Source organism: Candidatus Babeliales bacterium, assembly GCA_035455925.1.
Taxonomy (GTDB): domain Bacteria; phylum Babelota; class Babeliae; order Babelales; family Vermiphilaceae; genus SOIL31.
In genome coordinates this window covers 44,547-69,923 of the sequence record DATIEE010000031.1, presented here as the reverse complement: position 1 = coordinate 69,923, position 25,377 = coordinate 44,547, and the positions used below count along the sequence as shown (strand labels likewise).

The following is a 25,377-nucleotide window of genomic DNA, read 5'->3' as shown; positions in this document are numbered from 1 at the left end:
ATAATTATACAGTGGCTTTTTGATTACTAGAAATGTTGTATTCTGCAAGCCATGCTAAAAAAAGATGTTTAACAAAAATAGCTCGATGTAAAACTTTATTCACTTCTTCTATTTTCGCTTCGTTAATGGGAAATATTTTCATAAGACGTATATATCTTATGATATGGGCAGTTTTGATATAACGCTTACATATATTTATTTCAGTATCAATAGCAGTAAGAAATGTTATCAGCGGATACGCAAAATCAGTTGGATTATTTTTGTTATAATACCGTCCATTGATTTCACATAGTAAATCTTGCGTAAGTGTTTTGTGTGCAATTTCACATAAGTGTTCAAAATCATATTCAGATTTCCAATGCCCCCATATTGTATTGCCTTCCAAAGTATAATAATAATTTGTTAACAACAACATGCTTACAATGCTATACAGGCCTAACAATGTACTACCAAGGATTTTGTAGCGATAGTGCCACATATATTCTTTAATTAAGTTTGTTAAAGTAGAATAATTTTCTGCGGTCATAGTTTCAACAAATTTATTATAATAATAGATACTATTATCTCTTACATTAATAATAAATGCAGACGTATTAGTAAGAGTAATATTTGGATGAACCTCAATATGCGGACTAATTGTTGGATTGTAGGTAGGACCATTATACGTGGGAGCAATGGTATAATTTGGAAGATGATCTTGATTAGCATTTAAAGAAAATAATAATAAAAATAAGTATCCGGTAAATAAATAACGCACGAAGTTCCTTTTTTAAGTTATATTTGTTATAAGATACTAATGTTTTTAACTGTTTAACAAGTACCAAAATAAATGGATATCGCTATGATAATACGATGCAGCAACTTTTTTGTAGATGAATTTTTATGGATGCTAACATGGGGATGGTATCAACTGACCTTAGGGCTAATTTTTACCTGGTTCATATTTATCCTTATGGGACGAATGCGATTATTATCTGCATTTGTATTAACAATAAGCTCTTATGCCTTTGCTATTACTGCCTACTTTGGGTTAGTCTTTTGTTTTATTATTAATTTTTTTCAATGGGAATTTGTTAGCGGTGGAATACCCAATGTATATAGTCCTTTTTATGCGTCACTTATTTTTGCTGTTATTTTATCAGTAATGCAATATTTTTTTTATTGTATTATTGGTTATTGGAAAATTTTTTTTGCAAGTCAATTTTTTATACTTTCACTTGTAAGTAATATATTAGCGGCATTGTGTTCTTCGTATTTTATTAAACTTACTTTTTAATGATGAGAATGTTTCTTGTTTCTTTTTTATATTTCTCAACTTCTGGTTGATCAAAGGGATTAATATTTAATATAAAACCCAAATATATTATTTCAAGCATTTTTATTTGCATGAATTGTCCAAGATAGTAGGTAGATTTTTCTGGTATAGTAATAGATACAAATGGATGATTATCATTATAATATGCTTTTTTTGTTCCTTCTATAATAGCATTCATCAGAAATAACAATGATTTGTTTTGAATGTGCGGTACAATATTTTCAAATTCTTCATAATTTGGTACCACTAAATCAGAATTATTTTTTTTTATAGAAATAAATGTTGTAAATCTATTATGTGGCCCTGCTAAATAAAGTTGAGCAACAGAATGCAAATCAGCACTACCAAGTGATATGGTTGGCAAAATACCTATATTGACTAATTCATTATTTCTATCATATGTTTTACCGATGCTTTCAGCTGATAATTGTCGATACCATGCACCAATACCTTGTAATGCATGAGAAAAAATAAATGTATCATGAACTATTTTTCCTCGTATATAATGCGTAGCAATAATAGATGCACTTAATGCAGCATAATTATCAAAGATTTTTCTTTGCGTGCTCATCAAAAATCCAGTTCGTGCTCCTTCGCATAACTCTTCAATATTAATATCTAAAAAACAAAGTGGAAATAATCCTACCGCCGAAAAAACAGAGTAACGACCACCAACATTATTCGGGATAATAAGACAAGCAAATTTTTCATTTTGCGCAAGATTGTACAGCGCAGAATTTTTATCAGTGGTTGCTATGATAAAATTATGATAATTATACGGACGATAAATTTTGAGAATTTTAAGGAAAATTTCAAAGTTCGTAATTGTTTCCATAGTAGCGCCAGACTTGCTGACAACATTAATAAAAATATTGCTACCTGTTGTTAATTCATGTTTAACCAATTGTGCAATATCATTAGTGTGATCACTATCAATAGTATCTACAAAATATACTTTAATAGTATTGTGTTCATTATAAAATTTTCCTTTTAAGGATTCTAGCACAGCAATAGTACCAAGATTCGATCCACCAATACCAATAACTACCAATACTGTCGGATTAAATGCTTTTTTGAGTTTAACAGCCATTTCAGTAACAGTTTTAATTGTATCTTGATCAAATGGTAAGTTGATCGATGCATAATCGGTAGTATAATGGGAAGTATGAGCATCACAAACTCGTTCAATTTCACTTTTAAGCTTGTACTGCATTGACTGCAATGCTTCATTGTCAACCTGACATGTTGATACATAATCAAAATTAATAGCTTGCATAGCATCATTCCTTTTTTTAAATAAAAAAAACCATTTATTGATAACTATAAGCCTGATCATAACATTATGCCATAATACGAGCTAGTAAGTCCTTTACATACAAATCTTGAATTCGATATTTTGTATATAAAATAATATGAAGCGTGAAATTAAATTAAATTCAACAATAGTTTTTATGTCGAGGATTAGCATGAAAATAATTGGCAATGCCAAAGGAGAAATGCAATCTTTAAAATTTTACGATTGAAAAGAATCGTTTCTGTTATAGTCATGATGAGTTTTTTTACTTTCCTTAATTTGATTAACGAATGATATGTTTTAAGGTTATCTGATGGTGTTTTACACCATAAAATTATTCTTAAACTAAATTCTATTTTCTAGTTACAAGGAATAGTAAAATTAAAGCAGTAAAAGTTGCACCGCTTAACATAAGCATATATTTATATGTACGTAATGGGTCTGATTGAATAATGCTCTTATTGTTACTGTCTATTGTCGTTGTTAATTCATAAATAATATCCGCAGGTTTGCTTCCATAAGTCTCAAAGGCGTTTTTTTTATTCCAAAGATGAATTTGATTACCCTTTATTTCTATATGATACGTCTGTGAGGGCCATTCTTTAATTAGAGAACCAGTAGCGGTATTAATTAATTGATATTTTTGATTATTGTCATCTTCAGCATTAAAAATAAGTAACGATATTGCATTAGAACTAAGTTGTGATAATGGAGATTGAAAGTAACTAAAATTAGTTGCAGGATAGTAGGCCAATTGGCGCTTATTATTAAGATCATATATTGCTAGTGGGGCAAACCAGGTGTTAGAAGAATCAAGTATATAAACAATGTCTAGCATGGGATTTAATTGGAATGTTCCATATGTACGTTCAGCTAATACAACAGATGTATCTACGGTGAGTGCATTGATGATCGTTTGTTTTTTATCGTTCTTATGGCTGTGTACGAGATATTTTCCTGATGCGCTTAATTCGCATATTAGATCTGGGCAATTAGTAAAAGCAACTTGAGAGACTTCGCTTTTTTGAATATTGTACGTAATAAATGTTTTTTTATGATCTAAAGCATTATTTTTTTGATGTTGAAATAATGTAATATATTTATTATTGTTAAAATTAATATCAATATTTTTTGCCTTTTGATCGTCTAATGTAACATTCACTCTTTTTCCAGTAGGAATATTTATGATTGTTATGATGCCTTTCTCTCGTTGAAGAACAAGCATGTCGAGCGAATTATTAAATTTATATTGTATAACATCATTATATTCATAATTCTTATATACATCAGTAATGTCTATAATTTTAATTAATTTGTTACTTGAGTTAGATATATAATATTGAATAAATAACTTATTATTGGCGCAAAAAAATATCTTTTGACTTTTATTAGCATTATTATCAAATTCAATTGTTCCTGTATTGGTATTTATGATTTTATTTTTATAATTATATTCTTCTTGTGGTACTCGGTGTTTTGTATTGATACTAATAGTGCATTCATTAATTAGTAAAAGTGTACTGTCAGAATTAAATTGATGTGGTATCCAACTATAATGTAATGCATCGGTAGATAACGCAATGGAGTTTTTATTATGAAGATTAATAAGATATCCTGTTGTATTTAGTTTAAGAAATAGATATTTTTTATTGGGAGATAATAAAGAATATGAATCGAAGTGTTCTTTTTGAGTTTTACATCTCGTGGGGCCAAGTTTCTGATCGTTGAAATATACTATATTGGTGTTTTCTTGTTTATCAAATTCGAATTTAAAATCTTTATAAATATCACTCTTGTCTGATGATGGCAGTGGAGTAAGTAAATTTAGTGATGGTGGTAGAGTAATTTCTTGTAAAATAGGATCCTTGTATTGTGTAACTCGTAAAATTTTTTCACGTGGATCGTTTGATAATTTTTTTAACGTAGTTTCTAAAAATTGTTTTTGTTCCTGGACGTCAAGAAGAAAATATTTTTTTGAAATGTATTTTTCTAATGGATCTAATAAAGTTTTAATTTCAAGATAATCAGCTATATGTAATTGATTTACTAAATTATCCATATTATCCATGGTGTCATCTGGTAGTCGTTGCGTCTCATGAATGTTTTTCATCGATGCGTATACACTATCAAATTCCTTCATAGACAATTTAATAATCGGAATAATTTCGTTTGCCGTATTAATATCCTTCGTCATATTTTTAATTACTTCTGATTCATTTAATATTAAGTTGCTGTACTTTTTTGTATTATTATTGTCATCTGTAAACTCTATTGTTATTGATTCAGATTTATTAACCATGCTATATAGTTCATGATTTATAAAAGCAAAAAATAAGAAAGTTATATTTTGTACAATACGAAAAAAAATCATAATTATCCATTGAATTGATTATTGCAATAATCATTACAAGTTGACAAATAAAAATAGGCATTCAAAAATACTTTAAATAGCTAATGCTAGTATATATGAGAATTATATAATTAACCAGTTAATGACTTATAGCATAATTTTCATATTGAGAATTAAAAGAATGTAATATGTTTATTTTACGTTTTAATTTAATATGAAATGAAATGTAATACTTTTCCGTTATTAAGTAGTTCTTCTTTAATTTTTTTTGTGAATCTTGCAATAATACGATCTAGTAGGGCATTTGCATAAATATTTGAAATATGATATTCTTTATATAAAATAATATTAAACGTGAAATTGATTTAAATTCAATAAGAATTTTTATATCGAGAGGTACCATGAAAATAGCTAAAATGTCTTTTGTATCATTTTTAATAATTTTGGTGTTGCTGCCAAGCTGTATGCGTGTGCCAACCTATCATCGCCACTCACTGCACAATGTAAATACTAAATTTGACTATCGTAATGCTGAAAGAGGCGTTATTTTGCAAGCAAAGCAATTAACAATTCCAGAAATTCAGTATCTATTCGGCCTTGGTAGTGCAAAACTATCAAAAACTTTTGCCGTACTATATATTTCCATTCATAATCTTAGCAACATTGCTTATACTTTTTCACCCGATAATTTTGATATTGAGCTAGCAACTTATGATGATGTGATTAAATCAGTTAAAAAGACAAGCACAGCATCACGACTTACTGGAGCAGCTCTTAGTGGAATTATTGTCTCCCCTATTCCATTTGATTTTTGGTTGTTTTGTATAGCAAGCAGTCATCACTTACCAAGTATTGTTTTAGCTCCTTTTGTAGTAGCGGGAATTATTGCGATACCGTTAGGTATTACGTTTCTTGCTCAAGGAATCAAATCTGCAGTTATGAATAGTCGTATCAAAAAAGATTTTAAAGAAAAAACATTTCATCAAAAGGTTGACATTAATGCTGGCGAGAAATATGAGGGTCTTGTTTTTGTTAAATTATCAGATTATCAACCTAAATTTACGATAACAATGCATGAAAAATATACTATGCAAAATAATATTGTGTTTAATGTGAATGTACATCAAAATGAGTAGTAATTGTTGATTGATTGCGTAACAAAATAGGAAATCTAAATGGAATATATAAAATCATGGGCATTATCATTAATAACTGCTTTGGGATTCATTCAGCCGGCTATAGTTCAGCCAATCATTCAACAATCGTATATCATTGGTAATACACGAATTACATTAGTACAAGGTGATATTACCGAACAAACAGTTGATGCAATTGTAAATGCCGCAAATGAAAAGTTGCAGCATGATGGCGGCGTAGCACGTGCGATTAGCAACGCTTCAGGAAAAAATTTACAAGAATATTGTAATAGTCTTCCTATTATTTCTGATGGACAACGTTGCCCGATGGGAAAAGCAGTTATCACACCTGCATTTAATTTAGAAAAAATAGGTATTAAAAAAATAATTCATACAACAGGTCCTCGTGGCAATACACCAAACAAAGAACAATTATTGCGTGACGCATATAAAAATAGTTTGCTAATTGCGCAAAAAAACAACCTTAACAGTATAGCCTTTCCCGCGATTAGCACTGCAATATTTGGTTACGATAGTAATCAAGCTACACCAATTGCACTCAAAACCATACATGATTTTGTAAAAGAATATCCAAATACTTTTAAAGAAATAAGGTTTGTGGTATTTTCTAATGAAGATTTGGTTATATATAAAAAATACATGCAGGTATATATACGGTGATACAAGATTCAAATGTTCCAGAACAAGCAACGCTAATCAAATTGCTTACTGTTTTATTTCCAACGTCAACAATTTATTTATTTGGCTCACGTGCACGTGGAGATTATACAGAAAAATCTGATATTGATATCGCGATTGATTTATACAGAAAAATGGAATTTACAGAAATTGCTAAAGCGCGCGGGGTTCTTGAAGGCCTTAATCTTGCTCAAAAAATTGATATTGTTGATATGCATAGAGCTACAGAAAAAATGAAACAATTTATCTTGAACGAAGGGATTATATGGAAAAATTAATAACAAAGTATGAAGATTTATTACGCATCCATATCGCTCTTTATAATGCAATAATCAGATATAATAGTGCATTAATTGATAAGCATATTGACCACGAAACGATAGAGGAGCGACGCGATTCTCTTATTAAGAGATTTGAATTAACATATGATTTGTTATGGAAGTACATACGTGAATATATAATTGTCCTACAAGGTGTTCCTGCCGATTCTCCGCGCAAAATATTTCAACAATGTTCATCTCTTGGAATAACTACTTTAGAAGAAACTAACGAATTGATTAACTTAATAGAAAGTAGAAATTTAACAACACATACGTATAACATCGATCTAGCCAATGATGTTGCTGAAGATATACCAAAACATTACAATTTAATACATAAAATTATTCAAAAATTATCACCGAGTAGCGTTAATAATTAAAAGCAATTACAATTTTTATTAAAAATTGTTCATGGCTGGAATCAGTATACATGAGAATTATGCCATTAATGAATGAATACATCACGTCATAATTCTCATGTTAACAACTAAAAAAATAATATTCTTATTTTACTACAAAATTAATTAAACGGTCTTTAACAAAAATTATTTTTATCACTTTTTTATCAACAAGCCAATGTGAGATCGTTGTTTGTGCTTGTGGTTCAATTATTGATTGTTCAGTGCCACGTTCTACGGTAATGTTTGCACGTAATTTACCATTAACTTGTACAATAATTTCTGTTGTATTTTCATACGTATACTCTGGATTTGCATATGACCAAACGCATGCAGATAACTCTTTATTAAAAAGTTTTTCAAGAAGCTCACTTGCCATGTGAGGTGCCATAATTGAAAATGCAACGATTACTTTTTCAGCTGATTCCCCACTTAATTGCATAATATTACTTGTTGCATCATTAATCCATTCCATGAAAGCAGATAGTGCTGTATTTGGTTTGAATATGTCAATACGCTCTTGAAACTCCTCTAACAATTTATGTACCCGACGTGTTACGGTTATATCTTCTTGTTTTCCTTGTGGCAATATAGTTTCTTTTTTAGTTAAATAATCATACATACGATGCGCAAAACGTCTTACGCCTTCAATGCCACTATCTTGCCATTCACAATCAAGCTCCGGTGGTCCCATGAATAAAATATACATGCGTAAAACATCTGATCCGTACTGCTTAACCATATCATCAGGACTAACAACATTTCCTTTTGATTTTGACATTTTTTCTACAAGGCCTGTTTTTTCCGAATATTTTAATACCATTCCTTGATTAAAAAGATGTTTAAATGGTTCATCAAATGGTAAATGTCCTAAGTCATGCAAAACTTTCACCCAAAAACGAGCATATAATAAATGCAAGATTGCATGCTCAACGCCACCAACATATAAATCAACGGGAAGCCAGTAGTTCATATCTGCCATAGCCCAAGGTTTATCTTTTAGATGTGGATTTGGATAACGTAAAAAATACCAACACGATCCGGCCCATTGTGGCATAGTATTTGTTTCTCGTCGTGCAGGTCCATTACATTGTGGACACGCAATATTAACCCAATCATGTATAGCTGCAAGCGGTGATTCACCGGTACCTGTTGGTTGGTAGTGTTCAATATACGGCAATATCACGGGGAGTTGATTTTCTGGAACAGGAACAACACCACATGTTTGACAATGAATAAGTGGAATTGGTTCACCCCAATAACGTTGTCGAGAAAATATCCAATCACGTAATTTATAATTGATAGTACGACGTGCAAGATTATTTGTTTCACAGTATTCAATTATTTGTGTACGTACATCACCTGCTTTTTTGCCTGCAAAAAGAGATGGTTCAGTAAGTATACCTGCTTTTGTATCCGTATAACAAACTTCAAAATTTTCTATTTTTTTGTGTAGTTCTGGATCATTAGAAGGAAATAAAACTGTTTTAAGTTTGATATTATATTTTTTTGCAAATGCAAAATCTCGTTCATCATGAGCAGAACATTTTACTATACCCGTCCCATAATGTGCTAATGCAAAACTTGCTACCCAAATAGGTAATTCACCATTACCAATAGGATCGATTGTATAGCAACCAGTAAAAATTCCTTTTGGTTCTTTGCCTTCAGCTCCTTTGTCGCGCAAACGTTCGTGTATAATTTCTTCGCAAAAAGCTACAATTTCATCACGATTTGATATATTTTTAATTAATTCAGGTAATAACGGATGATCAGGTGCAATAGCCAAAAATGTATCGGCACAGAATGCTTCAAAGTGAGCTGAAAAAGTTTCTAATACAAGATCAGAATTTTTTACTGGAGAATGAAAAATTAAACCTTCACTTTTTCCAATCCAATTGCGTTGCATTAATTTAACTTTTTCTGGCCAATCCAACGTATCAAGTCCGCTAAGAAGTTTTTCGGCATATTCAGTTATTTTCAGTATCCATTGTCTTACTTCTCGTTGAATAACTTCTGATCCACAACGTTCACATTTGCCATCAACAACTTCTTCGTTAGCTAATCCCGTTAAGCATGAAGAGCACCAATTGATTGGTGCGTTATCTTCATATGCAAGGCCTGCTTTAAACATTTGTAAAAAGATCCATTGCGTCCACTTATAATAGTTAGGATCAGTTGTATCAAGTTCTTTATCCCAATCATACAATGCTGCAATGTCTTGCAATTGTTCTTTAAAATGAGCAATATTAGCTGCAGTTCCTTCTTTTGGTTGAATTCCTTTTTTGATTGCATCATTTTCTGCTGGAAGACCAAAAGCATCCCATCCCATGGGATGTAAAATATTATATCCTTCGAGCCATTTGATGCGTGTGTACACATCAGAGAGTACATATCCACGCCAATGTCCTACATGTAAACCGCTACCAGATGGATAGGGAAACATATCTAAACAATAAAATTTTTTACTATTATTGGCAGACTTTGCTGTAGCTTGTGGATTTTCTTTCCATCTTTTTTGCCACTTTTTTTCAATTGCCGCAATATCATAACTCATGACAATATTCCTTGACCTTGTTTAAACCTTGTTATATATAAAAAATTTTTTTATTACTATAAAGTATAAACTGTTTATTTTTTATACGCACATAAAATAGTTAAACAGTGTGATATTACAAATCATCCCTAGCGAAATATATGTATTAGAGAAAAATTAGTATATAATTCAGTAGCTAAAAATGATTTTTTCACCCATTTCTGACGGAGACAATAATGAGGAATTTATTGCTTTGTCGTAGCAAAAAGTATTGTAACAAAAGTTGTCAGTAAGTATTTATCGTGTTATTATTAAAAAGATAGTTTTTATAATTATATATTTTAACCTTTTTACCTTACTTTTCACATAATGTGAAAAATAGCTTAGGATCAGCCATATGGCAAAAGAACTCATACGACCAGAACAGTTTTGTACAGTAAAAATTAAAGCGAGCATGGATTCAGCAATGCTTCAGCTTAATGAGGATCTTCAAAGAGAACTTGATATGCTCTATGAAGGTGCTGTTGAAACATTTCAATTGGGCAAATTAATTGCTGGTACTATTATAGCCATTGAAGACAATGGTGTTCTTGTTGATATTAAATATAAGTCACGTGGGCTAGTTCCTCGTTATGAATTTGGCGAGTATGAACTAAAAAAATTGCAACCAGGTGATACTATTGAAGTAATTCTTGATCAGCTTGAAGATGCTGATGGTAGAATTGTATTGTCATATGAAAAAGCTAAGGAAATGCGTGCGTGGGATGCTGTCACGAAGCTCTTTGAAGAAGGTGCTCCTGCTGAAGGTATCGTTACCCATAAAGTTAAAGGTGGCTTGAACGTTGATATTGGTATTCCTGCCTTTTTACCTGGATCTCAAATTGACTTACAACGTGTTACTGATTTTGATCAGTATGTTGGTCAAACCATTAAAGCATGTATTCTTAAGTTAAATAAAAAACGTGGAAATGTTATTATCTCGCGTCGCAAATATCTTCATGATCAGCGCTCAGAAGATCGTAAGAAAATTTTAGAAACATTAACTGAAAATCAAATTATTCAGGGTGTTGTTAAAAACATTACAAACTATGGTGTTTTCATAGATATAGGTGGCGTTGACGGTCTTTTACATATAACTGATATGACATGGGGACGTGTTGCTCATCCAAGTGAGATGGTACGTATTGGTGATACTATTGCGGTAAAAGTTCTTAGTTTTGATAAAAACAATGAAAAAATATCTCTTGGTCTGAAGCAATTGCAAACGAATCCATGGGATCAAATTAGTCCTGATATAGCCGTTGGAAATAGAATCAAGGGTCGCATTTCAAGTATTACTGATTATGGTTTATTTATAGAAGTTGCTCCAGAGGTTGAAGGATTGGTGCATATTTCTGAAATTTCTTGGACCGATCGTATTACTGATCTTAATCGTCTTTATAAAGTTGGCGATGAAATTGAAGTGTTGGTTGTTTCATTGGATAAAGAAAATCGACGTATGTCATTGAGTGTTAAGCAACTTGGTAAAAACCCTTGGGAAATGCTTAATGAGCAGTTTAAGCCAGGTCAGATAATTAAAGGAAAAATTAGCAATATTACTGATTTTGGTGTTTTTGTACAACTGTTACCAGGAATTGATGGTTTAGTACATATTTCTGATTTGTCATGGACTGAGCATATTGAGCATCCATCAGATAGATATAAGCCGGGTCAAAATGTAGAAGCAGTCATTTTAACTATTGATAAAGATAATAAAAAAATATCATTAGGTGTTAAGCAGTTAACAGAAGATCCATGGGAGAAGGTTGCGGAGCAATATCCTGTAGGTTCAATTGTTGATGGTGAGATTAGCAAAATAACCAATTTTGGGGCTTTTGTGAGATTGCCAAATAATATTGAAGGTCTTATGCATAACACAATCCTTTCTCAGGAACAAGGTAAAAAAGCAGATGAATTTTTTACCGTAGGTCAAAAAGCGAAATTCCGTATTGTTAATATTAACAAGGAAGATCGTAAACTTGCTTTAAGCACACTTCTTGAAGAAAGAAAGCAAGAACCTAAAAAAGTTGAACCTAAAAAGGTTGAACCTAAGAAAGAAAAGCAAGAAGATGTACGTTCTTCAACGCATCCTCAGCAAGCTCATTTTAAGCAACAACAACCTAAACCTGCTCCAAAAAAAGAGAAAAAAGAAGAATCACAACAAAAAGTGCGTGGTTCTCTACAAATAGCCCTTGAGTCTGCTATGCAACAAAAAAATGATAAAACCAATATAGAAGAATAGTGCGAAAGGGTATATCTAATGGAATTAACAAAATTAACATTTGCTATGATTAAGCCTGATGCTGTTGCAGCTAAAAATAGTGGTAAGATTATTGATATAATTGAGCATAATGATTTTGAGATTGTCCGTATGCAAAAAGTGATGATTGCTAAAGACCTGGCAGAAGAATTTTATGCTGAACATAAAGATAAGCCGTTCTTTCAAGAGCTCGTTGAATTTATTATTTCAGCTCCAGTAATTCTTATGGCTCTTCATAAAGAAGATGCAATTGTTTCGTGGCGTGAATTGATTGGTGCCACTGATCCTGCTAAGGCTGCAGAAGGAACAATTCGTTATGCATATGGAACAGATATAGGTAAAAATGCTGTTCATGGTTCACTTGATTCTGCATCAGCTGCAATTGAACTTGAACTTTTTTTTCCTGATTTATTTGAATATGAAGATCAAAGCGAATGTTCTGATAATGAATGTGATGATGATCATTAATTGATTTAGAATAATTCTTTAAGTAAAAGCTATAGCGTAGGTACAGGAAATTAAATTTTTTTGTACCTACGCTATAGCTTTTATTGCTTGGCGCTGATTATATAGTGATATATAAAATTAGCGTATGAGGACTCCAAAAAATGTAAAAAAAAACTCGACAATATACAATATTTTTGATTATTGTATGTATACATGTCATGTCTAGGCTGTAATATTATAATAATATTTTTCCAAAAAGGGATATTGTGAAGAAGAATTTGCAAAAAAATAATTTATTGGTTTGTTTAGCTTTACTCGGGTCAACACAAATATATGCAGAGAAGCAAGGCGATGTTGTTTTAAAAAAACACGATTCGGATAAGCGTTCAAATCAAAATACTGTTGTTGCAACTATCAATACAGGTGTCACACCAAGTGATATCGCAATTACTCCAAATAATAAATTTGCATATGTTGTTAATAGTAATAATTTTGGTGTAGAAGGTGCTGATACAATAACGGTGATTGATCTTAAGACGAATCTTGTTGTTGCAACTATTTCTGATCCAAGTTTTAGTGATTTATCAACAATAACGATTGATAGCAGGCTTAATCGAGCATATGTCACTAATGGTACAGGTACAACAATTAGTGTTATTGATTTAGCAACTAATCAAGTTATAAATACGATCACTGGGTTTGATGGCCCATCAAGTATGGTTATAGTTCCAGGAACTAATATAGCGTATGTTAGTAACTTTGGTACAGATACGGGAACTGGTGCTGGTACAGGAACTACAGTTAATGTTGTTAATTTGGCTAATAATACAATTACAGGAGCGCCAATTACGGTTGGCACAGGACCTACTGCATTAGGAATATCACGAAATGGCAACTTTATTTATGCTCTTAATTATGGTGATGGAACTATGGGCACAGGTACATTGAGTGTTATTCAAAGAAGTACTAACATGGTAATTTCTACGATTACTGGTTTTTCTGGCCCATCTGCAATTGCTATAACACCTGATGGAAGATTTGCGTATGTTACTAATGCGGGTAGTAATGATCTTGATCCTATCGGTAATACGATAAGTATTGTTGATTTGCAAACTAATACAGTAGTTAATACGATACCTGTTGGATTAGAGCCATCTGATGTTGTGTTTTCGTCGAATGGACGCTTGGCATATGTTTCTAATTTTAATACTTTTTTTGAAAATAATACTGACGCAACAGGTATTGTTGCGGGTGCAGGAACGGTAACTATTATCGATACAAAAACAGGAAGAGTAGTAGCGCCAACAATAGAAGTTGGTCAATCACCTACTGCATTGGCGATAGCAAAAGATAACTTGTATGTTACCAATGGTACCTCTAATACCGTAAGTGTTATTCCAATTAAAGGCTAAAATTAGTAAGCCTAGACATAACAAAAAAACCCTGATTAATTTCTACAAAAAAGGAAATTTCAGGGTTTTCTTGTTATGTTTTTTCCTTTTTGGACAATAGTTAACCATTTTATTATAATTTAATTAAGATATATTTTAATAATGTTGATATTTCAAAAAAAGCATTTATGAATCATATTTTACAGATATTAGCTTTATTTATTAGTTGTATTGCTGGGCATGATTTTTACTATTTATTGCAAAAAAAATCAATGTATGAACAAACAATAAAATATCGTGCTGAAAAAATTAATACTAATTCTTCATTGATACGATATAAATCACTCGATCAAGAAGTTGTTTTACAAGAATTAGAAATTCAGGGAACTATTCCTCAATGGCTTGAAGGAACACTGGTTCGTAATGGCCCAGCAAAATTTGAAACTGATTCTGAAGTTGTATCTCATCTTTTTGATGGTTATGCAATGTTACATGCTTTTTCATGTAAAGATGGCAAAGTTTTTTATACTAATAAATTTCTTGAATCAAATTATTATACGCATGCAATAAAGACAGGAAAAATAGCAAAAGGTTTTATGCAAGATCCGTGCAAGCTTATTTTTGCTAAATTTTTTTCATATTTTTTCTCTCAAACAGTAGATTATGATAATGCTAATGTTAATGTAGCAAAGATTGCAGATGAGTTTGTTGCCTTAACAGAAACACCATTACCGATTACATTTGATCCTACAACACTTGCAACAACGGGACATTTATTATTTGAAGATGACATTCAAGGTCATGTTACTAGTGCACATCCACATACTGATTTTGAAACCAAGGAAACATTTAACTATATGACTTATTTTGGTAAAGAAAGTAAGTATATTATTTATTCGGTACATGAAAGCAGTAAAAAACGTAGGACAATTACATCAATTTCTGTTGAAAAACCTTCGTACATGCATAGTTTTAGTATTACTAAAAATTATATCATCTTAACTGAGATTCCTTTTAAGGTAAATCCGTTAACGTTGCTTTTTACGACTAAGCCATTTATTAAAAATTTTGAATGGAAACCTGAAGATGGAACTGTTTTTACGGTAGTTGATCGCAATAATGGAGATATTGTTGGTCGATTTATAACAGAAGCATTTTTTACTTATCATCATGTCAATGCATTTGAACAAGATGACTCTATTGTCATTGATCTCATTGCATATAATGAAGCATCCAAGGTAGATAATCATTTACTTAAACATATTTTTGATGAAACAAACTCAAAAATAGATATTGGTTTACTCAAAAGATTTACTATTAATACTACTGATAAAATAGTTTCTTGCGCAACTATAATTCCTGATTATTACCTTGAAATGCCACAAATAAATTATGAACATTATACTATGAAACCATATCAGTATCTGTATGCATTAGGGTTTTTAAATCCTATTGATCATTCATGTTTAGTTAAAATCAATATCAACAATGGTAGCATTATTCAATGGGAAGAAAAGGATTGTTCATGTGGTGAGCCAGTATTTATTGCAGCACCTAATGCTCAGGATGAAGATGATGGTGTACTGTTATCAATAGTTCTTGATATACCTACGCAACGTTCATTTTTACTTGTTTTAGATGCAAAAACATGTAAGGAGATAGGTAGAGCGTATGTGCCTCATCATATACCATATGGTCTTCACGGAGCATTTTTTAAGATAATAAAGAGATAGTTTAATAACAAAGGAAACATTAGTGGGAATTGAAGAGCGGAAAATACGAGAAAAAAATTCAGTGAAAAAAATATTATTGTAGCTGCCAAAGAGATAGCAGTAGAAGAAGGATGGAATGAGGTAACCATTCGTAAAATTGCCCATAAAATTGAATTATACGTTACCTATCATTTATGATCACTTTAAAAGCAAAGATGAATTATTTCAAGAAATACGACGTGAAGGTATCAAAAACTCATTGCGACCTATGAATCAAAATTAATAAATTTAAATACTCCTAACTCTTTCTATGATGGGTGCATTGTGCAGGGACAAAAAATATGTATGATCGTTAGCAATGAAATGGGTTTGGAGTTTAGTTGATTGTTGAATAAAAAAATAGAATACATAAAAAAGAGAGCTAGAAGTTTTTAATTTCTAAGCTCTTTTTATGTATTGTTATTGATAGAAACTTTCTACATAATTAATACTAGCGTCGATTCTTTTATTGCTTATTAAGAATTTATGACAGCTACTAGTTCTTCAAGAACTTGTTTCATTTCGATGCAACCAATATGACCTGTATGTTGTATACGCTTATTTAAAATATCAAAAACGGTATTTCCATCAACATCTTTTTCAGAAAGTATTTTTTTGTATATTGCTATAAGCTCATCTTTACGTTTCATTACTTCTGCTATCGCATATAATTGTAAAGCTTTTTCTTCTGGCAATGCGGCATATGGTAATTCTGTGAGAAAAGAATTTATATTTTTTTCTATTTTAAAGGGCTTAATAGTGAAAGCAACTTTTATTTCAAAATTTTCTTCTTCTTGTTCTTCTTCAGTTCCTTTTAGATATGCTATTGCTTGTAAAACATTTTGATTTTTATCGTTATTAGTTGAAATTTGAACAGAACCAAAAGGTTCAAAAGATATAGTTGTAAATGTGTTTTGTTGATTGACTATTTCTGTAAGATCACTATTATTTGTTTTGTTTTCTAATTGATCTTGTAGTGTATCTGCATGTATAGTTGCCACTAACATTGTTGTAGCAAGTAATAACGATTTTTTTGAATGTTGCATGAAAAACCTTTCTTGATAGTAAAAAAATATATAATACTGTGCATAATTATATATTTTTTATTGTATTGTGTAAAAAAATAATAATATCGAAATTTATTTTTATCAGAATTTTTGCAATTTGATTATGAATTTAATCATTGCATTGATAAGATAATTCATCATTAATATGATCAGAAAACGACGTAGACTTTTTAGAGTAGAGGATTGAATAATTATACATTTTAAGTGAAAGACGAAGACGAGTAAATCTAAATCTAAAGCATAAATTTAAAATCTCCATAGATTCTTTGGCTAAAAGCGTCAGCCTAAAGGTTGGTAAAAAGTTTATTTTTATATTTAATTCTATTTTTTATTGATAAAATAATTAAATATATTGTATGATTGAATATATGATCACTTTTGTATAATAAATAAAAAAAATGGAGTTTATAATGAAGAAAAAAATACAAATTTTATTAGTATCAGTTTTGCTGATTAATGTTCTATCAGTAGTTGAGATATTTTCTGCGGAATTTGATGAAAAATCAACTGATTCAATAAACAAGCAATCGAATGATCAGATGATTTCTTTTTCACCGAAGAAAGAAAAACAACATGAACCATTGGATGAGAAAAATCGTTATAATTCAACTAAAACATGGTCTGTAGATCAAGATAAATTAACACAAAAAGAAAGAGATAAAATAGGAGAAGAGATTGGTAAAAATGTTGAAAGTTTTTTTGGTGACTAGATTAATTATATAGTTAAATAATAACTTTTTTATTAATATTTTGCCGTGATGCGCGTAGCTACAATTACTATATTTATTTTATACATTATTTTTACTATTCTTCAATTGTTAAATTACGTTTACGCATACGACGATTGCGTTTATACGAACCTCTTCTTGATTTACGATCATCATATATTTTGTAATATTCTTTTGCTTTATCAAAAGCTGATTGAACATGCTCCTGATATTCATCTTCGAATGAGCTATCAATAGCAACTTTGTTTGCAATCGATGTAAGCTTATTTATTTCTTCATGGGATAAAAATGGAAAAACATAGGTAAAGTTATTATATTTTCTTTGTTTAATGAGCATAGTTTCAAATTCTGGCCGTATATCAACGATGATTGGATGTGGAGTAACAATTTGATCCTGTATTTTAGTAATATAATGTAATACATAAGGGATTACAACAAAAGCAGGAAGGGGGTTAAGAACAAAACTTTCACGATAATGTTTTGGTGACCAACCAAAAAACCAAAATTCAAGATGACCTGGTGAGCAATTACGTAATAAACGAGAATGACCTGAAATAATGCTTGGATTACTAAAGTCAATAGATGCAGCTTGACGCTCTTTACTATCATGGCGAGTATGAGCTTTACGTATAAATTTCATATCGATCTGCATTAATTTTTTTGGCACTTTAAAATTATTACTGTTTCTGAAATAGCGACGTGAAAATATACGATTGAACGAAAAGAAATCTATTCGTTGGATGCGATCTTTCTGTGAAAAAAAATGATATATCTTTTTAAATAATGGATCATTCGCCAGATAATCGGTTTCAGTTTGTATTGGTACGCCGATTAATATTAATTCGTCAATAGAAAGCGGAATTGTTGGATCGATATTTTGACGCGCTGCTGCAATATTGAGGCATACATTGCCTCCATGGCTATATCCAATAAGACGTATTTTAGGAAAAACACCATGTTGCCAATAATTTTTTTGTAATTCATGCATCAATTCTTCTAATAATTGTATCGAATCAGCATAGCGTGCTGTAGGACTCAAAAGTCCTGACCAGCCAAATGTATAGTAGCTATTTTTTGTATTAGGTGAAACAAGTTTTGTTACATCATTATATATATGCGCGATGGCATTAGTTGCATGTCCTGGTTTTAAATTATTAAGTTCAATTTTTTTTAACCCAAACTCTTGCATTGCCTGATTAAGGTAAAAGTATGGATCTAATCGCATGTATTCAACAGTTTTTGAGTAAATTGTGTGATGTACATCGTCACGTACAAATCGCATTACATTTTGAAGCGTTAAATGTGGTTGAATACTCATTATCCCATGAACAAAAACTGTTACCCATGTTTCATCTTTTTTTTCTTGTGTTGCAAATGGATGACTATCATTATGCAAAGAAGAATAAAAGTTTTTTGCTTTTTTGCGTTTTTTTGTTTCTGTTGAGCTGTGAGTAATTAATAACATTAGTGTGCAATAAAGATACAAAAAAAGATGCACCCATGTTTTATTCTTTTTCATTAATAATTCCTGTCAAAAAGCTTGTTAAGAGAATTAAGTATAACAAAAAAACGTTGAATCTTAGAGTTTTTTAAATAAGATTTTACGTTTTTTACCCTATTGCATATTTATAAATATTATTGTATCACATTTTGGCGCATATACTCAAATAGTTTATAAAAGTATAAAATATTTGAGTAATATATTGACAGATTGTCATTGATATTGTCATTATTTTAAATAGATGAAGTATATAAGAGCAGTGTTAGAGATATTTTTATTTTAAAATCTAAAGGAGATAAAACGTAAAGGAGGTAAAAAAAACGAGAAAATAATTTTAGAAATATAATCTATTTTTATATAAAAGGAGATGGTAATGATGAAAGGTTTACATATAAAATTTGCATTTGTATTTGCGTTATTAACTGTTGCTGGTTCAGCATTTGGTTATGACTTTACATTTACTAACGTTACAAATAAGTGGTTGGTTGTTCAGGTTAAACTCTCGGCTTGGGGTGGTATTTATTTAAACGTCGTTGCACCTGGTCGTAATGCAGAATTTTCATGGCCAGTTGGTAATCCCCGTGCAGGGTACTGTATAAGCAGTATTAGAATAGCTGAATATAATAAAAATATCGGCCGTTATGATCCCTACGCTCAAAAAGGTTTTGACCGCATGATCATTCATGAGAGATTTAAACTCATGGCACAAGACACCAAACAGTTTGGTGGTCAGTATCTATTGCTACAGCATCCATTGCGAGAAGTTCCAATCAAATGGATACCTGATAAAACATGGGGCATGTTTGATAAAACAATGAGAGATGCTGCTGAAAAGCTTGCAACAGGTGTTGCTGATTCATTAGAGAAAGCAATTGATTTAGGTATTCAAGCGGGAACTGCAGGAGCTGGCGCTCCAGGAGCTGCACCTAGTGTAGCAGGTATATTATCACCATTAGGGTCTGTAATGGGAGCGGTGATGGAGTTAATGAGTAAGTCTAAGTGTGTGTCACGTCACTTTGATATCATAGAAACTAAAAAAGAAGGAATTATGCTCGCTACTCAACAATAAAAGCAATAATTTTAATATAACAAAAATAAAGAAGGGATAGAACGCTATCCCTTCTTTATACATAAAAAAGGAAATAGTGATGACAAATTCACACAAAAAAATATTATTATTAATCATCTTATTAGGATGCGCTGGTTCAGCATTTGGCTACACGTGGAAATTTACCAATGCCACAAGCAAATGGTTAGTTATTCAAGTAATATTAGCAGGCATCAATTATAATCGCGAAAATCATCAAGGTGTTTACTTAGCTGTTGTTGGTCCTGGGCGCAATACAGAATTCGCATTCGAATCATCTTTTTCTCCAACTAAACAGGCTCCTTTTAGTAACATTCTCATCGCTACATATGATAAAAATTTTGGTGGTATTGATCCAACAAATCGTATATTGTTGCCCACGGCTCTTCAAGTATTTAAATCAATGGCCGAGGATACTAAAAAAGATGGTGGCCAGGATAAACTGCTCAAGCATTCATTAAAAGAAATTTCGATTAAATGGATACCTAATATAGCATGGGATACATTTAATAAAAAAATACAAGAAGCCTTACCAAAACTAATAGGTGGTACTGATTCATTAGAAAAAGCAATTGGTGAAGGTGCAGAGAATATACTTTCACCATCAGGTTTTGTAGTGCAATCATTCATGGAATTTATATTTCATTCTAAAAATGCAGATCGTGTAGGTCGTACATTTATTATTATAGATGATAAAAGCGCAGGATTATTGCTTGCTGCTAAAAAGAAAGAGTAGCTTTACCTATACATAGCAAAAAGGATAGACCGTATACGGCCTATCCTTTTTGCTATGCCTTTTTTATAAAATAACAATGAAAATCCTTGTTATGGTTAGTAGGACAAGTTACATTGAGAGCAAAAAGGAAAATCGTAATGAAACTTAAAAGAATTGGCATGTGTTGTTCATTGGCATGGAAGTTTTCTCGAGTTTTTTATCATATTATTTATGGTGTATGGCGTATTTCAAAATTACGAGGCCCAATTATCTCAATTTTTGGAAGCGCGAGAGTTGCTCAGACTGATAAGTATGCACGAGAAGCAAATCAAATTGCTGTCTGGTTGGTTGATCAAGGGATATCAGTATTGACAGGTGGAGGTCCAGGAATTATGGAGGCAGCTAATTGCGGAACAATCAAATCTACAAAAAAAGGCCGCGTTAAAAGCATTGGTATTGGGGTACGAGGTTTAAATGAACCTAAAAATATATGCGTTGAAGAGTATTTTGAATTGGATTATTTTTTTGCACGCAAATGGTTATTAACTCAATATTCAACAGGATTTATTGTTTTTCCGGGAGGATTTGGAACTTTAGATGAACTTTCGGAAGTGTTAACGTTAATTCAAACGAGACAATTAAAAAAAGTTCCTATTGTTTTAATTGGTAAAGATTATTGGCATCCATTTATGAGCTGGATTGTTGATGAGGCATTACCGCGAGGATTAGTTAAACCAGAACATGTGAAACTGTTTAGTATTACGGATGATCCATACGCAGCATTTTGCTTTGTACAAGGAAAATGTGAAATTATTTAATTGGTGTTTTGTTTAGCGCATTGCTATGGTAGAATTATATAATGTTAATGAATCGTAGTGCGTTGAATGAAATAAGGCATATGTTTATGAATATAATAAAAAATTTTTTGAAATTTACATCATATAGTGCTGTAGTTAAAATTTCAGGATTGATAAAGATAAGTTTTTTAATCGGTTCACAGATGATATGGTTTTCAGGAAGCAATACTGTTTTGCCATTAGCAGGTGCTTTCGGTGGTTTTATGGGTAGCTGGACTGTATTTTTAGTTCGTCAATTATTGCATTGTATTTTTTTCAAAACAGTTTCATTAAAATTTTTAGCATTTTGCATCCCGGGATTATGTGCATCATTATATTGGGCAACCAATCATTATATAATTCGTTTATTACTCCCTATACTATGTATAGTTCTTTTTACAATTCACCCTATTGGTTCACAGGTATTCTTTTATTCACTCTATTGGTTAATACCAGTTATTATTTATTGTATTCCACAAAAATCACTATTTTTGCAAGCGTTGGGTAGCACTTTTGTAGCGCATGCTGTTGGTTCTGTTATTTGGCTGTATACCGTTCCCATGACAACAAATATGTGGATGACACTTATGCCCATAGTATTTTTTGAACGACTATTATTTGCTGTAGGTATGGTTATTATGCATTGCATGATTACCTATATATTTGGACTAGTTAATAAAATTAACTTTAAGCAAACAAAATCGGTCTTTTCAGAAATACAGTAATAAACCTCAGAGCGCGGTAGGTAACATCAATGATAAAGCATCTAGCATGTATAATGGATGGTAATAGGCGATGGGCAATGAAGCAAGGATTAACTTCCTGGTTTGGTCATAAAAAAGGTTTAGAGACGGTACACCACGTTATTGATTTTTGTCTGCAAAAAAAAATTTTATATTTATCTTTATATGCTTTTTCTATAGAGAATTTACAACGATCTTCTGCTGAGCAACGTTATTTATTTGAAATATTAGCTCAAGAAGCATTACAAGATATTGAAGAACTTAAGAGTAAAAATATCTGTATTAAATTTATCGGTAATCGTGATTTGTTTCCTGAAAGTGTTATACCTGTATGTAAAAAAATTGAATCTGAAACTATGCTTGGTACTTCTCTCCATGTTAACTTTTTATTATGTTATGGAGGCCAACAAGAAATAGTAGCAGCTACAAAATCTATTGCCGTAAAAATTGCACAAGGCGAATTGCATCCTGCTGATATTACTCAAGAAGTATTTGAAAGTTTTTTATGGACAGCCAGGGCACCATCACCCGATTTAGTCATTCGAACTGGCGGAGATCGTCGATTAAGTAATTTTTTATTATTTCAATGTGCTTATAGCGAATTTTATTTTCTCGATTGCTTATGGCCAGATATCTCATTTCTTGATTTAGATTCTGCACTTACTTATTTTACTACATGTCGAAAAAATTTTGGCAAATAAGTAAAATTCAGCTTTCAATTATGTTATTTATTTTGCTCTATAAGAGGAAGTTATCAATTACTACAAGAAAACAGCCCTACTTGAGCTATCCAAATAGTAATTTTCATGGTATACTGTTTCTATCAGGGGGATTATATATCACTTTTATTGTAGGAATTAGCACATGATTAATGGATATAATGTTTGTTTAGAAATGATTGAGCAAGTTATCTTTGACGATGTCTCATTTGTTTTTGATCAAAATCAACGAATCGGTTTAGTTGGACGAAATGGTTCAGGAAAGTCAACGCTCCTTAAAGTAATTGCGGGCAAACAGCAGCTTGATAAAGGTTCAGTTTCCATTGCCAAAAACAAGACAATTGCATATTTATCTCAGGATGTTGTGCTTCAATCAGATAAATCAATTATTGAAGAAACGTATACTGCTTTTGCGCATATAGCTGTTTTATTACAAGAACAAAAAGATATAGAAGCACAATTAGATAATGCCGATGATTTAGATGAACTGCTTGAGCGATACGCAATTGTATGTGAAAAACTTCTTCATGTTGACCAAGAAGGCATGCGAGCAGAGGCAAAAAAAGTTCTTATGGGCTTAGGCTTCAAATCAGAACAGCTTGATGAGCCAGTTGCAACATTAAGCGTTGGTTGGAAAATGCGCATAGTGCTTGCTAAACTGCTTTTACAAAAAGCTGATTTTTATTTATTTGATGAGCCAACTAACCATTTGGATATTGTTGCAAAAGAATGGTTTTTACAATTCTTAAAACGTGCACCATTTGGTTTTGTTCTTGTGTGCCATGATCGTTATTTTTTAAATCAACTATGTACTATAATTTTTGAGATTGAACGCGGTAAAGGCAAAGCATATTTTGGTGATTATAATCGCTATGAGATACAAAAAGCTCATGATGAAGCATTATTGGAAACTCAGTATAAAAACCAACAACGTGAAATAAAACAAAAGACTGAAACTATCGAACGTTTTAAAGCTAAAGCAAGCAAAGCTGCAATGGCACAAAGTATGCTCAAAGCGCTTGATAAGGTTGAGCGTATTGAACTTCCTCCTAAGGCTCCTGATATTAATTTTAATTTTCCACCGATTCAACAGTCTGGTAGCGTGGTTCTTGCAATTGAAAATGTTGCACATTCATTTGGTTCAAAACAGATATTTAAAGATGTATCTTTTGAAATTCAACGAGGTAAAAAAATTGCCCTTGTTGCATCAAATGGCGTAGGAAAAACAACATTATTTAATATTATTGCTCACAAATTGCCGTTAACAACAGGTGGAGTTACTGTTGGACACAATGTGCATTACACGGTTTTTGATCAAGATCAAACTGCTTCATTGGCGATTAATAAAACCATTCTGGAAAATATTACTGAATCCTGCCCAAAGGCAACTGAGCAAAAAATCAGGGCATTTTCCGGTTCATTTTTATTTACTAAAGATTCTATTAACAAAAAAGTTGGCGTATTAAGCGGCGGTGAAAAAAATCGCGTTGGTATGATTAAGGTGTTATTACAAAATGCTAACCTGTTACTGCTTGATGAACCTACAAACCATTTGGATATTCAATCAAAGGATATACTGTTAACTGCTCTTCAAGCGTATCAAGGTACAATTTTATTTGTTTCGCATGATCAGGATTTTGTTAATAAACTCGCAACTGACGTTGTTGAATTAAGTTCTGATGGCGCTAAAGAATATCAAGGTAATTATGAGCTATATTTGTATCAAAAACAGCAAGAAATACAAAAATCACAAGCAACTGATCATTCTGTATTAAAAGCAGTAAATAATAATAAAAGAAGTTCAAACAACGAGTCAGCAAAAAAGATGACACCAAGATCAGAGGCTGATAGTAAAGATTTGGAACGTAAAATTCAAAAATTAGAACGTGATATTAAAAAAATAGAACATAGCTTTATAGAACTAACTTTTGGTTCGGCAATGTTTGATGCAGCGCAAAAAAAATTACAAGAATTGCAAAATGAGTTGAGTGCTTCATTGATTGAATGGGAAAATAACCTAAGCTAAATGCCTAAAGTTATCCTCA

Annotated in this window: 22 protein-coding genes; 16 read left to right on the top strand and 6 right to left on the bottom strand. The window is 31.5% G+C overall.

The window, feature by feature from the left end; genetic code table 11:
- Nucleotides 1-4: 4 nt before the first annotated feature.
- Entirely contained in the window at nucleotides 5-757 is a 753-nt protein-coding gene (locus tag VLB80_05145; protein ID HSC25569.1) for a hypothetical protein, read from the bottom strand.
- A gap of 84 nt (nucleotides 758-841) precedes the next feature.
- Between VLB80_05145 and VLB80_05140 the strand changes: the two genes are divergently transcribed.
- Complete coding sequence (locus VLB80_05140) at nucleotides 842-1,276, top strand: hypothetical protein (GenBank protein HSC25568.1); 435 nt, start codon at nucleotides 842-844, stop codon at nucleotides 1,274-1,276.
- Here the strand turns inward: VLB80_05140 and VLB80_05135 are convergent.
- Entirely contained in the window at nucleotides 1,266-2,651 is a 1,386-nt protein-coding gene (locus VLB80_05135; GenBank protein ID HSC25567.1) for a hypothetical protein, read from the bottom strand. The two genes, VLB80_05140 and VLB80_05135, sit on opposite strands and share 11 nt — an antisense overlap.
- A gap of 310 nt (nucleotides 2,652-2,961) precedes the next feature.
- Nucleotides 2,962-4,980 carry a hypothetical protein gene (locus VLB80_05130; protein ID HSC25566.1) on the bottom strand — a complete coding sequence of 673 codons (2,019 nt, stop codon included), beginning with the start codon at nucleotides 4,978-4,980 and terminating at the stop codon, nucleotides 2,962-2,964.
- Nucleotides 4,981-5,360: 380 nt separating this feature from the next.
- Here VLB80_05130 and VLB80_05125 point away from each other — a divergent pair, with 380 nt between their 5' ends.
- Genes VLB80_05125 through VLB80_05110 form a run of 4 tightly spaced genes read left to right on the top strand, consistent with a single transcriptional unit; the run spans nucleotide 5,361 to nucleotide 7,494 of the window.
- Nucleotides 5,361-6,095, top strand: coding sequence for a hypothetical protein (locus VLB80_05125; GenBank protein HSC25565.1), 735 nt, complete (start codon nucleotides 5,361-5,363; stop codon nucleotides 6,093-6,095).
- A 39-nt stretch (nucleotides 6,096-6,134) separates the two neighbouring features.
- Nucleotides 6,135-6,776, top strand: coding sequence for a macro domain-containing protein (locus VLB80_05120; protein ID HSC25564.1), 642 nt, complete (start codon nucleotides 6,135-6,137; stop codon nucleotides 6,774-6,776).
- Nucleotides 6,773-7,072, top strand: a complete 300-nt coding sequence (locus tag VLB80_05115; protein ID HSC25563.1) for a nucleotidyltransferase domain-containing protein — start codon at nucleotides 6,773-6,775, stop codon at nucleotides 7,070-7,072. Before VLB80_05120 ends, VLB80_05115 begins: the two co-directional genes overlap by 4 nt.
- Nucleotides 7,060-7,494 carry a nucleotidyltransferase substrate binding protein gene (locus tag VLB80_05110; GenBank protein HSC25562.1) on the top strand — a complete coding sequence of 145 codons (435 nt, stop codon included), beginning with the start codon at nucleotides 7,060-7,062 and terminating at the stop codon, nucleotides 7,492-7,494. Before VLB80_05115 ends, VLB80_05110 begins: the two co-directional genes overlap by 13 nt.
- A gap of 124 nt (nucleotides 7,495-7,618) precedes the next feature.
- Here VLB80_05110 and leuS read toward each other — a convergent pair whose 3' ends face one another.
- Nucleotides 7,619-10,069 carry a leucine--tRNA ligase gene (gene leuS / locus VLB80_05105; protein HSC25561.1) on the bottom strand — a complete coding sequence of 817 codons (2,451 nt, stop codon included), beginning with the start codon at nucleotides 10,067-10,069 and terminating at the stop codon, nucleotides 7,619-7,621.
- A 376-nt stretch (nucleotides 10,070-10,445) separates the two neighbouring features.
- On the opposite strand from leuS, the gene VLB80_05100 reads away from it, so the two are divergent.
- The 4 genes from VLB80_05100 (at nucleotide 10,446) to VLB80_05085 (ending at nucleotide 15,918) form a co-directional block, all read left to right on the top strand.
- Nucleotides 10,446-12,329: a 30S ribosomal protein S1 gene (locus VLB80_05100; protein HSC25560.1), complete on the top strand. Its 1,884-nt coding sequence runs from the start codon at nucleotides 10,446-10,448 to the stop codon at nucleotides 12,327-12,329.
- 18 nt (nucleotides 12,330-12,347) lie between these two features.
- Nucleotides 12,348-12,815 carry a nucleoside-diphosphate kinase gene (gene ndk, locus VLB80_05095; GenBank protein HSC25559.1) on the top strand — a complete coding sequence of 156 codons (468 nt, stop codon included), beginning with the start codon at nucleotides 12,348-12,350 and terminating at the stop codon, nucleotides 12,813-12,815.
- 245 nt (nucleotides 12,816-13,060) lie between these two features.
- The gene (locus VLB80_05090; protein ID HSC25558.1) at nucleotides 13,061-14,206 is read left to right on the top strand and encodes a YncE family protein; all 1,146 of its coding nucleotides are present in this window, start codon (nucleotides 13,061-13,063) and stop codon (nucleotides 14,204-14,206) included.
- Between the two features lie 167 nt (nucleotides 14,207-14,373).
- Nucleotides 14,374-15,918, top strand: coding sequence for a carotenoid oxygenase family protein (locus VLB80_05085; protein ID HSC25557.1), 1,545 nt, complete (start codon nucleotides 14,374-14,376; stop codon nucleotides 15,916-15,918).
- Nucleotides 15,919-16,412: 494 nt separating this feature from the next.
- Here VLB80_05085 and VLB80_05080 read toward each other — a convergent pair whose 3' ends face one another.
- Nucleotides 16,413-16,982, bottom strand: a complete 570-nt coding sequence (locus tag VLB80_05080; protein ID HSC25556.1) for a hypothetical protein — start codon at nucleotides 16,980-16,982, stop codon at nucleotides 16,413-16,415.
- Between the two features lie 431 nt (nucleotides 16,983-17,413).
- Between VLB80_05080 and VLB80_05075 the strand changes: the two genes are divergently transcribed.
- Entirely contained in the window at nucleotides 17,414-17,713 is a 300-nt protein-coding gene (locus tag VLB80_05075; protein ID HSC25555.1) for a hypothetical protein, read from the top strand.
- A 94-nt stretch (nucleotides 17,714-17,807) separates the two neighbouring features.
- Here the strand turns inward: VLB80_05075 and VLB80_05070 are convergent, their stop codons facing one another.
- Entirely contained in the window at nucleotides 17,808-19,250 is a 1,443-nt protein-coding gene (locus VLB80_05070) for a hypothetical protein (protein HSC25554.1), read from the bottom strand.
- Between the two features lie 355 nt (nucleotides 19,251-19,605).
- Between VLB80_05070 and VLB80_05065 the strand changes: the two genes are divergently transcribed.
- The 6 genes from VLB80_05065 to VLB80_05040 all read left to right on the top strand — a co-directional run bounded on the left by VLB80_05065 (nucleotide 19,606) and on the right by VLB80_05040 (nucleotide 25,358).
- Nucleotides 19,606-20,301, top strand: coding sequence for a hypothetical protein (locus VLB80_05065; GenBank protein HSC25553.1), 696 nt, complete (start codon nucleotides 19,606-19,608; stop codon nucleotides 20,299-20,301).
- Between the two features lie 79 nt (nucleotides 20,302-20,380).
- The gene (locus tag VLB80_05060; GenBank protein ID HSC25552.1) at nucleotides 20,381-21,055 is read left to right on the top strand and encodes a hypothetical protein; all 675 of its coding nucleotides are present in this window, start codon (nucleotides 20,381-20,383) and stop codon (nucleotides 21,053-21,055) included.
- A 137-nt stretch (nucleotides 21,056-21,192) separates the two neighbouring features.
- On the top strand, nucleotides 21,193-21,852 hold the full coding sequence (locus VLB80_05055) for a TIGR00730 family Rossman fold protein (protein HSC25551.1): 660 nt from the start codon (nucleotides 21,193-21,195) through the stop codon (nucleotides 21,850-21,852).
- 86 nt (nucleotides 21,853-21,938) lie between these two features.
- Complete coding sequence (locus tag VLB80_05050; protein ID HSC25550.1) at nucleotides 21,939-22,595, top strand: hypothetical protein; 657 nt, start codon at nucleotides 21,939-21,941, stop codon at nucleotides 22,593-22,595.
- A 29-nt stretch (nucleotides 22,596-22,624) separates the two neighbouring features.
- Nucleotides 22,625-23,314, top strand: coding sequence for a polyprenyl diphosphate synthase (gene uppS / locus VLB80_05045; protein ID HSC25549.1), 690 nt, complete (start codon nucleotides 22,625-22,627; stop codon nucleotides 23,312-23,314).
- 163 nt (nucleotides 23,315-23,477) lie between these two features.
- Nucleotides 23,478-25,358, top strand: a complete 1,881-nt coding sequence (locus tag VLB80_05040) for an ABC-F family ATP-binding cassette domain-containing protein (protein HSC25548.1) — start codon at nucleotides 23,478-23,480, stop codon at nucleotides 25,356-25,358.
- Nucleotides 25,359-25,377 lie beyond the last annotated feature (19 nt).

Excerpts from the sequence above, each read along its gene's own strand:
- VLB80_05100 (HSC25560.1), top strand. The coding sequence starts at position 10,446 with ATGGCAAAAGAACTCATACGACCAGAACAGTTTTGTACAGTAAAAATT.
- VLB80_05135 (HSC25567.1), bottom strand. The coding sequence starts at position 2,651 with ATGATCAGGCTTATAGTTATCAATAAATGGTTTTTTTTATTTAAAAAA.
- VLB80_05040 (HSC25548.1), top strand. The coding sequence starts at position 23,478 with ATGATTAATGGATATAATGTTTGTTTAGAAATGATTGAGCAAGTTATC.
- ndk (HSC25559.1), top strand. The coding sequence starts at position 12,348 with ATGGAATTAACAAAATTAACATTTGCTATGATTAAGCCTGATGCTGTT.
- leuS (HSC25561.1), bottom strand. The coding sequence starts at position 10,069 with ATGAGTTATGATATTGCGGCAATTGAAAAAAAGTGGCAAAAAAGATGG.
- VLB80_05050 (HSC25550.1), top strand. The coding sequence starts at position 21,939 with ATGAATATAATAAAAAATTTTTTGAAATTTACATCATATAGTGCTGTA.
- VLB80_05075 (HSC25555.1), top strand. The coding sequence starts at position 17,414 with ATGAAGAAAAAAATACAAATTTTATTAGTATCAGTTTTGCTGATTAAT.
- VLB80_05120 (HSC25564.1), top strand. The coding sequence starts at position 6,135 with ATGGAATATATAAAATCATGGGCATTATCATTAATAACTGCTTTGGGA.
- VLB80_05110 (HSC25562.1), top strand. The coding sequence starts at position 7,060 with ATGGAAAAATTAATAACAAAGTATGAAGATTTATTACGCATCCATATC.
- VLB80_05140 (HSC25568.1), top strand. The coding sequence starts at position 842 with ATGATAATACGATGCAGCAACTTTTTTGTAGATGAATTTTTATGGATG.
- VLB80_05070 (HSC25554.1), bottom strand. The coding sequence starts at position 19,250 with ATGAAAAAGAATAAAACATGGGTGCATCTTTTTTTGTATCTTTATTGC.
- uppS (HSC25549.1), top strand. The coding sequence starts at position 22,625 with ATGATAAAGCATCTAGCATGTATAATGGATGGTAATAGGCGATGGGCA.
- VLB80_05080 (HSC25556.1), bottom strand. The coding sequence starts at position 16,982 with ATGCAACATTCAAAAAAATCGTTATTACTTGCTACAACAATGTTAGTG.
- VLB80_05125 (HSC25565.1), top strand. The coding sequence starts at position 5,361 with ATGAAAATAGCTAAAATGTCTTTTGTATCATTTTTAATAATTTTGGTG.
- VLB80_05065 (HSC25553.1), top strand. The coding sequence starts at position 19,606 with ATGATGAAAGGTTTACATATAAAATTTGCATTTGTATTTGCGTTATTA.
- VLB80_05130 (HSC25566.1), bottom strand. The coding sequence starts at position 4,980 with ATGATTTTTTTTCGTATTGTACAAAATATAACTTTCTTATTTTTTGCT.
- VLB80_05085 (HSC25557.1), top strand. The coding sequence starts at position 14,374 with ATGAATCATATTTTACAGATATTAGCTTTATTTATTAGTTGTATTGCT.
- VLB80_05060 (HSC25552.1), top strand. The coding sequence starts at position 20,381 with ATGACAAATTCACACAAAAAAATATTATTATTAATCATCTTATTAGGA.
- VLB80_05055 (HSC25551.1), top strand. The coding sequence starts at position 21,193 with ATGAAACTTAAAAGAATTGGCATGTGTTGTTCATTGGCATGGAAGTTT.